Raw genomic sequence first — 9,505 nt, 5'->3', positions numbered from 1 at the left:
GGTGTGCGGGGTCAGGCCGTATCGGGCCTGGATCGGGTTGACGGGCCGGAACCAGGCGCCGCCTCCGGAGGAGCAGCTGCCCCAGCCTCGGGAGGTGACGCCCTGGGCCTGGTCGCCACTGATGAATGAGCCGCCGCGGTCGCCCCGGTTCCGCGCGAACGGGTACACGCCCGCGGCCCCGGTGACGCCCGGCACCCGCCGCGCCTAGACTGACGATCCTGGAATCGCGATGTGACCTGGCAGAACGCCGCCGGAACCGACCGGCGCCAGTTGGGAGTCAGTCCGTGTTCTACTACGTGCTCAAGTACGTGATCCTCGGCCCGCTGCTGCGGGTGCTGTTCCGTCCGAGGATCGAGGGCATGGAGAACATCCCGGAGGAGGGCGCGGCGATCGTCGCCGGCAACCACCTGTCGTTCTCCGACCACTTCCTGATGCCCGCGATCCTGCCGCGCCGCATCACCTTCCTGGCGAAGGCCGAGTACTTTACCGGCACCGGCCTCAAGGGGCGGCTGACAGCGGCGTTCTTCCACAGCATCGGGCAGATCCCGGTCGACCGCTCCGGCGGCAAGGCGGGCGAGTCGGCGATCCGCGAGGGAATGAAGGTGCTCGCCAAGGGCGAACTCCTCGGCATCTACCCCGAGGGCACCCGCTCCCACGACGGGCGCCTCTACAAGGGCAAGGTCGGCGTGGCCACCATGGCCATCCGCGCCGGGGTGCCGGTGGTCCCGTGCGCGATGATCGGCACGTACGAGATCCAGCCGGCCGGCCGGCGCCTGCCGCGCATCAAGCCGGTGAGGATCCGCTTCGGGGAACCGCTGGAGTTCTCCCGCTTCGAGGGGATGGACAACGAGCGCTACGTGGTGCGCTCGGCCACGGACGAGATCATGTACGCCATCCTCGCCCTGTCCGGCCAGGAGTACGTCGACCGCTACGCCGCCGAGGTCAAGGCGGAGCAGCAGGGCCAGTCCGGCATCGGCTCCCGGCTGCGCCGCGGGGCCTGACCGGTTGCGCCCTGGGCGGATCCGCGCACGGCGAACGGCCCTGGTCCCGGCCGCCCCGGCCCGCCTAGCGTTCCCGTCATGACAGGAACCGCATTGGTGATCGGGGCCACGGGACAGATCGGCCGGGCGGCGGTGCGCGCCCTGGCGGAGGACGGCTGGGAGGTGCGGGCCGCCTCCCGCGGGGGCGGCGGTGACGTGGAGTGGCCCGACGGGGTCCGGCCGGTGGCCGTGGACCGCGAGGACACGGCCGCGCTGGCGGCGGCCCTCGGCCAAGGCTGCGACGTACTGCTGGACTGCGTCGCCTACGGACCGGAGCACGCCCGGCAGCTGACCGACCTCGCGGACCGCATCGGCTCCGCGGTCGTCGTCTCCAGCTGCTCCGTCTACGAGGACGGCCGGGGCAGGAGCCTGGACACCGGCGGGGAACCGGACGGCGCGCCCGTCTTCCCGGTGCCCATCGCGGAGACGCAACCGGTGCTGGCCCCCGGCGAGGGCGGCTACTCGGCGCGCAAGGTGGCGCTGGAGCGCGACCTGCTCGCGGCGGAGGGGCGGTTGCCCGTCACGCTGCTGCGGGCCGGGGCCGTCCACGGCCCGCACAGCCTGCGGCCGCGGGAGCTGTACTTCGTCAAGCGGGCCGTGGACGGGCGGCCGTTCCGGGTGCTCGCGTACAACGGCGCCAGCCGCTTCCACCCCGTGCACGCCTCGAACCTCGGCGAGCTGGTGCGGCTGGCCGCCCGCCGCCCCGGCTCGCGGGTGCTCAACGCCGGTGACCCGTACGCCCCGACGGTGGCGGAGATCGCGGACGCGATCGACGCGGTGCTGGGCCACCGGGCGCAGACGTACGCCGTGGACGGCCCTCCGCCGGCGAAGAACGTCGGCGACACCCCGTGGACCACGGCGCACCCTTTCGTGCTGGACATGTCGGCCGCGGAGCGCGAGCTGGGCTACCGCGCCGTGACCGGCTACGCGGAGTCCCTGCCGGAGAACGTGGCCTGGCTGGTCGAGCGGCTCGGCGGACGGGACTGGCGGGAGGCCTTCCCCGTCCTGGCCTCGACCTACGACCGCTTCGGCGACCTGTTCGACTACGAGGCCGAGGACCGCTGGCTGGCAGCCGGAAAACCCCTCGCCGGACCCCGGGAGGCCGAATAGCCTCGGGGCGTGGAAAGGGACGGGACATGAGTGCGCGGCTGCGGGCCCTCGCCAAGGAGACGGAAGGCCTTGTCGCGAGCGGCCGCTACCGCACGGCACGCGGCGTGGACGTGGCGATCGGCGAGGCCGTCGACCGGGCCGTGCGAGGGACGCGGATGTACGGCCCCGGGCCCGTCGATCCCGGTCCCGGCGCGGACGGCGTCGGGCCGACGGCCTTCGAGGTGACCGGCGAGGACAGCCTGCAGGCGGCGCGCCGGCTGGTGAAGCAGGCCCCGGGGGCCCCGGTCGCCGTGCTGAACTTCGCCTCGGCACGCAACCCCGGCGGCGGCTACGTCAACGGTGCGCAGGCCCAGGAGGAAGCGCTCTGCCGTGCGTCGGCGCTGTACACGACGCTGCTGACGGTGCGGGAGTTCTACGACCGGCACCGCGAGGACCGCAGCCCCTTCTACAGCGACCGGGTGATCCACTCCCCCGGCGTCCCGGTCTTCCGCGACGAGCACGGCGTCCTGCTGGACGAGCCCTTCGAGGCCGGCTTCCTCACCTCCGCCGCGCCCAACGCGGGAGTGATCGCCCGTCAGGAGCCGGAGACCGTGGACCGGGTGCCCGCCGCGCTGTCGGCACGGGCGGGCCGGGTGCTCGAGGTCGCGGCGGTGCAGGGCTACCCCTCCCTGGTGCTGGGCGCCTGGGGCTGCGGGGTGTTCCGCAACGACCCGGCGGCGGTCGCCGCCGCCTTCCGCGGGCACCTCGGGCCGGGCGGGCGGTTCGCGGACCGCTTCGGCCGGGTCGTCTTCGCCGTACTGGACCGGCGCGCGGACTCGCCCACCCGGGCCGCCTTCGCCGCCGCCTTCCCCGCGTAGAGGAGTCACATGAGCGACAAGCGCAACATCGACACCGTGATGGACGCCGTGGACCAGAAGTGGATGCCGCACGTCCTCGCCGAGGTCAACGACTACGACGTGAAGGTCGCCAACGTCGAGGGCGACTTCGCCGAGCACGCGCACGCGGACACCGACGAGTTCTTCCTCGTCCTCGCCGGACGGCTGCACCTGGACCTGCCGGACCGCACGGTGACCCTCGGCCCGCACGAGGTGTTCACGGTGCCCCGGGGCGTGCCGCACCGGCCGCGCGCCGAGGTGGGCACCCGCATCCTGATGTTCGAGCCGCGCGGAACGGTCAACACCGGCGACGGCAACGAGGACGCGGGCACGACCGGGGTACGGCTCGGGTAGCCGCCCGGTCCGGGAACGCCGGACGGCCCCGGCGCGCCCTGTGTGCGCGCCGGGGCCGTTTGGCTGTGTGCCGCGGTGGGGTCAGCTCGCGGGCGGCACCGGAGCGGCGTGCGGGGCGCACGTCACGTCGGACCGGTCGAGCTTGCCCGACACGAAGTAGCTGGTGACCCGGTCGTGGGGCTTGGCGTAGTCCACCGGTACGGTCACCCAGCCACACTGGACGGGGCTCGCGAGGCCCCAGTCCGCCGGGCAGGCGACCCAGTCGATGCCCGTCCTGGCGGCGTGTGCCGCGGCGATCCGTACGCCGTGGGCCTCGGCGGCGCCGCCGTGTCCGTGGGTCGTCGGCCCACTGCGGGCGACCGCGGTCTGCGGTGCCGCCGTGGCGACGGTGCCGGCTATCAGGGCCGCGGTCAGCCCGAGCACGGCCATGCGTCTGACCATGAACTCCCCCTGCTGTTGGTGCCGCTCGTGGCGGCCCGAACACAACTGCAGGGGGATCCTTTCGTCCCGCAGGCCTCCGGGAGAAGATCTTATGAGTGTTTCTTTACCAACCCATAAGGCCGGAGCGGCGGTTGGCGGCATGCTCCACGGCCGCCTCGGCGGGGCCGCTGACGAACGATGAGGCAAGCGTGCGGCATGAGGGGCCCGAGGGCCGGACGGTGCTGGAACTCGTCAGGTCGGGGCTCGGTCCGGCGCTGCTGCCGCGCTCCGCGGCCGAGGGGGCGGCAGGCGTCGTCGCGGTGCCGTTCACCGAGCCGCGGCTCGTCCACCGTACGGAGGTGCTCCACCGGGACGGCGCGGGTGGGGCGGCGGCGGTGCTGACCGGCCTGCTGACCGGGGCCCGGGGCCGTAGTCCCGGGGCCCGCTCACCCGTTCGGCTCAGCGCCTTTTGCCCCGCCCGGGTGACGGCCGCACAGTCGAGGGGACGGCGGTGACTGGGCGCGCCATCCTCCCGGGATGGACGAGGCGGTCCCCCGGGCGACCGTCCCGGGACCCGGCTCGACGGCCCCTGGCACGCGACTCCCGCACCGCCCCGTGCGATCGAGCGGCCCGCCCGGGCCCCACGCCACCGTCCTCAGCGCGGCTGCGGCGTGCGCACGGTCCTCGCGCCCCCAAGGATCGAGGTTCCATGGACAGCACTCCGAAGACACGCGTCGTTCTGCGGATTCGGCTTCACAAGGGCAAGGGGGATCAGTATGCGCAGGCATACGACCTCGTGCACCGCGGCATCGTCAAGGCGGACGGCTTCATCAGCTCGCAGCTGTGCCGGTCCCTCACGGACCCCGACAGCTGGATCGTGACCAGCGAGTGGCGGTCGCTGGACCAGTACCTCGCGTACCTGGCGAGCGAGGACTTCAAGGCGCGGCGCGTCGGGCTGCGGGAGTGCATCCTGGAGCACGAGTCGACGCAGTACGCGGTCGTCGCCGACGTGAAGCCCTGACGCGGCGCCGGCTGCGGCCCCCGGGGCGGTGCCCGCCCCGGGGGCCGGTCCGCGGACGCGTCAGCGCCAGCGGTACAGCTCCTTGAGCCGGTTCACGACGATGTTGAAGCGGCCCCGGTCGAGGGCGCAGGCCTCGCGGCGCATGCCGTCGGCGTGGACGCGCAGCACGCGGTCGACGTTCACCCAGGACGCGCGGCCGGACTTGTCCCACGGTCCGGAACCGATGGCGACCCACTCGCGGTCGTCGTTGTGCTCCTTGCTGGACAGCTGCACCGCGAGCAGCGTGTCGCCCGGCTCGCGCGCGACGACGAGGACCGGACGGTCCTTGCCGCGGCCGTCGTTCTCCTCGAAGGGCACCCATGTCCAGACGATCTCGCCCGGGTCGGGGTCGCCGTCGTGGGCCGGCGCGTACTCGGTGCGGACGGGGCCGACCTGCTCCGGCTGTGCCTCGGTGGTCGCGTGGGGGCCGTAGCGGCCCGGGTTCTCGGTGTCTATCGACGTCACGGGGCCACGCTAGCCGACAGCATGCGGCGCAGGCACAGCCCGTCCGGCGCGAGGGCGGTCAGCAGGGCGGCAGGACCGGCGAGCGGGGTCAGCACGGCCTCGCCCTGTTCCGTGTCCCGTACCGGCACCCGGGGCTCCACCGGCTTCTCCTCGAACGCGGGGTCCACGACCAGCAGTTGTCCCACCGCTCGGTGCGTGTGCAGGACGGCGGGGCCGGTCCCGCCCGCCGCGCCCGGCCCGAAGGAGAGCTCCTGGTCCAGCAGCGGACGGCCGCCGATCCGCACCGTGAGGCGGGTCGTGAGCCGGCCCGGCCGCTCCCCCGCCCGCCCGAGGATCTGCTCCTCGCGCAGCACCAGGCGGGCGCCCGGGGCGAGTTCGGCCGCGGTGGTCATCAGCAGGTCGCAGCCCTCCGCGGCGATCAGCGGCTCCGGCAGCCAGTGCAGCACGGCGTCCTCGCCGACGGTGAGCCGTACGTCGTACCGCGCCTGCTCCCCGCCGCGGCCGGGCAGCGCGACGGTGGCCGCCGCCGCGTCCACGTGCAGCACGGCGCCCGGCCGGGCGTTGACGTGCAGGGCCAGCCGGTCGCCGCCGAGCGGGGCGGTCATGGCGCCGACGACCGTCACCCGGGCCGCCGTTGCGTCGGCGGAGCGCGTACGGCGCAGCGCGAGCGGCCCGTCGCCGGTGAGTTCGGGCAGCGCGGTGCCGCCGCGGCCGTCCGGGACGGCGGTGATCCGCGCGGTGGCGTGGACGCCGCTCACGCGGGGATGGCTGCCCAGGCCGCCAGCCGCATACGGATCCACTCGGCGACGGGGGCGACGCCGTTCTCGGCGACGAGGGAGGTGAACACCACCGGCAGGTCGCCGCGCTGCTGCCGCGCGTCGCGCGCCATGCGGCCGAGGTCGGAGCCGACGTACGGAGCGAGGTCGGTCTTGTTGACGACCAGCAGGTCCGCGGTGGTGACGCCGGGGCCGCCCTTGCGCGGGATGTCGTCGCCGCCGGCCACGTCGATCACGAAGACCTGGGCGTCGACCAGACCCTTGGAGAAGGTGGCGGTGAGGTTGTCACCGCCGGACTCCACCAGGACGAGGTCGAGCGGCCCGAGGGCGTCCTCCAGGTCCTCGACGGCCTCGAGGTTGGCCGAGATGTCGTCGCGGATCGCGGTGTGCGGGCACGCGCCGGTCTCCACGGCGGCGATCCGCTCGGGCGGCAGGACGGCGTGGCGCAGGAGGAAGTCGGCGTCCTCGCGCGTGTAGATGTCGTTGGTGACGACGGCGATGGACAACTCGTCGCGCAGCGCGCGGCACAGCGCCGCGACGGTGGCGGTCTTGCCCGAGCCGACCGGGCCGCCGAGGCCGACCCGTAGCGCGCGGCGGCTGCCGTCGGGGCGGGCCGTGCGTGTGGCCCAGGTGTGCCGTTGCGGGAAGACGGCGTGGTCGTGGTCGAGGTGCATGAAGCTCCCTTCAGGAGGCGAAGAGGCGGACGGGCCACCCGGCGTGGGCCTCGGCGTACACATCGAGCAGGGGCGCGGAGGCGGCCGGCAGGGCGCCGGTGCCCTCGGTGAGGCAGCGGTGGGCTGCGTCGGCGGCCCGGGCGGCGACCTCGTCCAGGTCCGGGGCGAGCCGGGCGAGCACGGCGGTCACCGCGAACGGGTCGAGGCTCAGCAGGCGTACGGCGGCGGTCGCCGGCCCGGTCACGGCCTCGTACGCCGCCGCGTGGGCGGCGTCGAGCGAGGTGAGGCCGGCGGCCCGCGCCGTGACGCCGAGTACGACGGGCTGGTGGGCGCCCCGCGGCCGGGCGGTGGCCAGCGCGTCGAGCCCGGGTGACGGCCAGGCGGCGCGGGCGGCCCGCAGCATCTGCCGGCCGAGGCGGCGGGCGGTCTGCCGCAGCGCGGGTGAGGGGGTGCGGGCGTCGGCGGCCTCGTCCAGCGTGAGCGGGTCGGCTCCCGCGGCGGCCGCGGCGGCGAGCGCCGCGGCCACCAGGCCCGTGGTGTGCAGCCTGCCCCTGCAGAACTCCTCCAGCGTGCCGGGCCCGGTGATCCGGCCCGCCTCGACCGCCGCCTCGGCTCCTCCGGAGTGGGCGTGGCCCCCGGCGGGGAAGCGGCCGTCGGCGAGCAGCAGCAGCGCGGCGCGGTTCATCGTCCCCCCGCCCGTTCAGAACAGGAAGTACCGCTGGGCCATGGGGAGTTCCATGGCCGGGGCGGGTTCGACGACGTCTCCGTCGATGCGGACGGTGAAGGTGTCGGGGTCCACCTCGACGCGCGGCATGGTGTCGTTCTCGCGCATGTCCGCCTTGGTGACGCGCCGTGTGTCGCGGATCGGGAGGAACCGCTTCCCGAGCGCGAGGCGTTCGGCGAGACCGTCCTCGAGGGCGGTGTGCGTCACGAAGGTGAAGGAGTTGGCGGCGGGAGCGCCGCCGATCGCGCCGAACATGGGCCGCGGCATGACCGGCTGGGGGGTCGGGATGGAGGCGTTGGCGTCGCCCATCTGCGCGTAGGCGATCTGGCCGCCCTTGAGGACGAGCTGCGGTTTGACACCGAAGAACGCCGGGTCCCACAGCACCAGGTCGGCGAGCTTGCCGCTCTCGACCGAGCCGATCTCGCCGTCGAGACCTTGGGCGACGGCGGGGTTGATGGTGTACTTGGCGACATATCGACGTGCGCGCAGGTTGTCGGCCCGCCCGTCGCCGGGCAGGGCGCCGCGCCGCCGCTTCATGACGTGCGCCGTCTGCCAGGTGCGCAGGACGACCTCGCCGACCCGGCCCATGGCCTGGGAGTCCGAGGAGATGATCGAGATCGCCCCCAGGTCGTGCAGGACGTCCTCGGCCGCGATCGTGCCTGGCCGGATCCGCGACTCGGCGAAGGCGAGGTCCTCCGCGACGGTGGGGTTGAGGTGGTGGCAGACCATCAGCATGTCGAGGTGCTCGTCGACGGTGTTGACGGTGTGCGGACGGGTCGGGTTGGTCGAGGACGGCAGGACGTTGGGGTGGGCGACGACGGTCATGATGTCCGGCGCGTGTCCGCCGCCCGCGCCCTCGGTGTGGTAGGCGTGGATGCCCCGTCCGGCGATGGCGGCGAGGGTGTCCTCGACGAATCCGGCCTCGTTGAGGGTGTCGGTGTGGACGGCGAGCTGGGCGCCGGTCGGCTCGCACACCGTCAGGCAGGCGTCGATGGCGGCCGGGGTGGCACCCCAGTCCTCGTGGATCTTGAAGCCGACGGCCCCGCCGCGCAGTTGGGAGAGCATCGCCTCATGGGAGACGGTGTTGCCCTTGCCGAGCAGGCCGATGTTGACCGGGTAGTGCTCCAGTGCGGCGAACATCCTGGCCAGGTGCCAGGGTCCCGGCGTGATGGTGGTGGCCTTGGTGCCCTCGGCGGGGCCGGTGCCGCCGCCGACGAGTGTGGTGATGCCGGAGGCCAGGGCCTCGTCCACGATCGTCGGGGAGATGAAGTGGACGTGGGCGTCGACGGCCCCGGCGGTGAGGATCTTGCCGTTCCCGGCGATGACCTCCGTCTCGGGTCCGATGACCAGGTCCGGGTGGACGCCGTCCATGGTGTCGGGGTTGCCGGCCTTGCCCAGCGCAGCGATCCGCCCGTCGCGGATGCCGATGTCGGCTTTGACCACGCCCCAGTGGTCCAGGACGACGGCGCCGGTGATCACCGTGTCGGGGGTGCCCTCGGCCCGGGTGGCGCGGGCCTGCCCCATCGACTCGCGGATCACCTTGCCGCCGCCGAAGACGACCTCGTCGCCCGAGCCGTCGGCGCCCCCCGACAGGTCCCTCTCGACCTCGATCAGCAGGTCGGTGTCGGCGAGCCGTACACGGTCCCCGGTGGTGGGCCCGAACAGGTCGGCGTAGACCGCACGCGGGATCTCAGCCATCGAGAGCACCTCCGGTCTGGCCGCGCAGCCCCGGCACGATCCGCGCGCCGCCCAGCGGTACGAGCTCGACCTCGACGGGGATGCCGGGCTCGAAGCGCACGGCGGTCCCGGCGGCGACGGCCAGGCGCTTGCCGCGGGCCGCGGCGCGGTCGAAGACGAGGCCGGGGTTGGCCTCTGCGAAGTGGTAGTGGGAGCCGACCTGGACCGGCCGGTCGGCGGAGTTCAGCACGGTCAGCCGGGTGACCGGCCGGCCCGCGTTGAGCGCGACCGGTTCGGCTGCGTGGAGGATCTCCCCGGGGATCACGCGGC

At 74.1% G+C, this 9,505-nt stretch carries 13 protein-coding genes and 1 pseudogene; 6 read left to right on the top strand and 8 right to left on the bottom strand.

The window, feature by feature from the left end:
• Positions 1–144 (bottom strand): annotated as a pseudogene (locus AC3EUJ_RS24330) (S1 family peptidase); the annotation flags it as partial.
• 140 nt (positions 145–284) lie between these two features.
• Between AC3EUJ_RS24330 and AC3EUJ_RS24325 the strand changes: the two are divergent.
• From AC3EUJ_RS24325 to AC3EUJ_RS24310, 4 genes are all read left to right on the top strand, one after another.
• Entirely contained in the window at positions 285–1,001 is a 717-nt protein-coding gene (locus AC3EUJ_RS24325; protein ID WP_431964736.1) for a lysophospholipid acyltransferase family protein, read from the top strand.
• A 78-nt stretch (positions 1,002–1,079) separates the two neighbouring features.
• Positions 1,080–2,150, top strand: a complete 1,071-nt coding sequence (locus tag AC3EUJ_RS24320) for an NAD-dependent epimerase/dehydratase family protein (protein ID WP_431964734.1) — start codon at positions 1,080–1,082, stop codon at positions 2,148–2,150.
• Between the two features lie 26 nt (positions 2,151–2,176).
• Positions 2,177–3,007, top strand: a complete 831-nt coding sequence (locus AC3EUJ_RS24315) for a TIGR02452 family protein (RefSeq protein ID WP_431964732.1) — start codon at positions 2,177–2,179, stop codon at positions 3,005–3,007.
• 9 nt (positions 3,008–3,016) lie between these two features.
• Positions 3,017–3,379, top strand: coding sequence for a cupin domain-containing protein (locus AC3EUJ_RS24310; RefSeq protein ID WP_431964730.1), 363 nt, complete (start codon positions 3,017–3,019; stop codon positions 3,377–3,379).
• An 81-nt stretch (positions 3,380–3,460) separates the two neighbouring features.
• Here AC3EUJ_RS24310 and AC3EUJ_RS24305 read toward each other — a convergent pair whose 3' ends face one another.
• Positions 3,461–3,820, bottom strand: coding sequence for a hypothetical protein (locus tag AC3EUJ_RS24305; protein ID WP_431964728.1), 360 nt, complete (start codon positions 3,818–3,820; stop codon positions 3,461–3,463).
• A 188-nt stretch (positions 3,821–4,008) separates the two neighbouring features.
• Between AC3EUJ_RS24305 and AC3EUJ_RS24300 the strand changes: the two genes are divergently transcribed.
• Complete coding sequence (locus AC3EUJ_RS24300; RefSeq protein ID WP_431964726.1) at positions 4,009–4,314, top strand: hypothetical protein; 306 nt, start codon at positions 4,009–4,011, stop codon at positions 4,312–4,314.
• Positions 4,315–4,508: 194 nt separating this feature from the next.
• The gene (locus tag AC3EUJ_RS24295) at positions 4,509–4,820 is read left to right on the top strand and encodes an antibiotic biosynthesis monooxygenase family protein (protein WP_431964724.1); all 312 of its coding nucleotides are present in this window, start codon (positions 4,509–4,511) and stop codon (positions 4,818–4,820) included.
• Between the two features lie 60 nt (positions 4,821–4,880).
• On the opposite strand, the gene AC3EUJ_RS24290 is transcribed toward AC3EUJ_RS24295, so the two are convergent.
• From AC3EUJ_RS24290 to AC3EUJ_RS24265, 6 genes are read right to left on the bottom strand one after another with little or no spacing between them, the layout of a single operon-like run.
• The gene (locus AC3EUJ_RS24290) at positions 4,881–5,324 is read right to left on the bottom strand and encodes a type II toxin-antitoxin system PemK/MazF family toxin (RefSeq protein ID WP_431964722.1); all 444 of its coding nucleotides are present in this window, start codon (positions 5,322–5,324) and stop codon (positions 4,881–4,883) included.
• Entirely contained in the window at positions 5,321–6,082 is a 762-nt protein-coding gene (locus AC3EUJ_RS24285; RefSeq protein ID WP_431964720.1) for an urease accessory protein UreD, read from the bottom strand. The genes AC3EUJ_RS24290 and AC3EUJ_RS24285 overlap by 4 nt, the downstream gene beginning before the upstream one ends.
• Positions 6,079–6,774 (bottom strand): urease accessory protein UreG, encoded by a 696-nt coding sequence (gene ureG, locus AC3EUJ_RS24280; protein ID WP_431964718.1) that lies wholly within the window; start codon positions 6,772–6,774, stop codon positions 6,079–6,081. The genes AC3EUJ_RS24285 and ureG overlap by 4 nt, the downstream gene beginning before the upstream one ends.
• Positions 6,775–6,784: 10 nt before the next feature.
• Positions 6,785–7,459: an urease accessory protein UreF gene (locus AC3EUJ_RS24275; RefSeq protein ID WP_431964716.1), complete on the bottom strand. Its 675-nt coding sequence runs from the start codon at positions 7,457–7,459 to the stop codon at positions 6,785–6,787.
• Positions 7,460–7,474: 15 nt separating this feature from the next.
• A complete protein-coding gene (locus tag AC3EUJ_RS24270; RefSeq protein WP_431964714.1) occupies positions 7,475–9,196 on the bottom strand; it encodes an urease subunit alpha in 1,722 nt (573 codons plus the stop codon).
• Positions 9,189–9,500: an urease subunit beta gene (locus AC3EUJ_RS24265; RefSeq protein ID WP_431964712.1), complete on the bottom strand. Its 312-nt coding sequence runs from the start codon at positions 9,498–9,500 to the stop codon at positions 9,189–9,191. Before AC3EUJ_RS24265 ends, AC3EUJ_RS24270 begins: the two co-directional genes overlap by 8 nt.
• Positions 9,501–9,505: the final 5 nt, after the last annotated feature.

Source organism: Actinacidiphila sp. bgisy160, assembly GCF_057707815.1.
The sequence above is the reverse complement of the archived record's forward strand: the minus strand, read 5'-3'. Positions and strand labels throughout refer to the sequence as shown.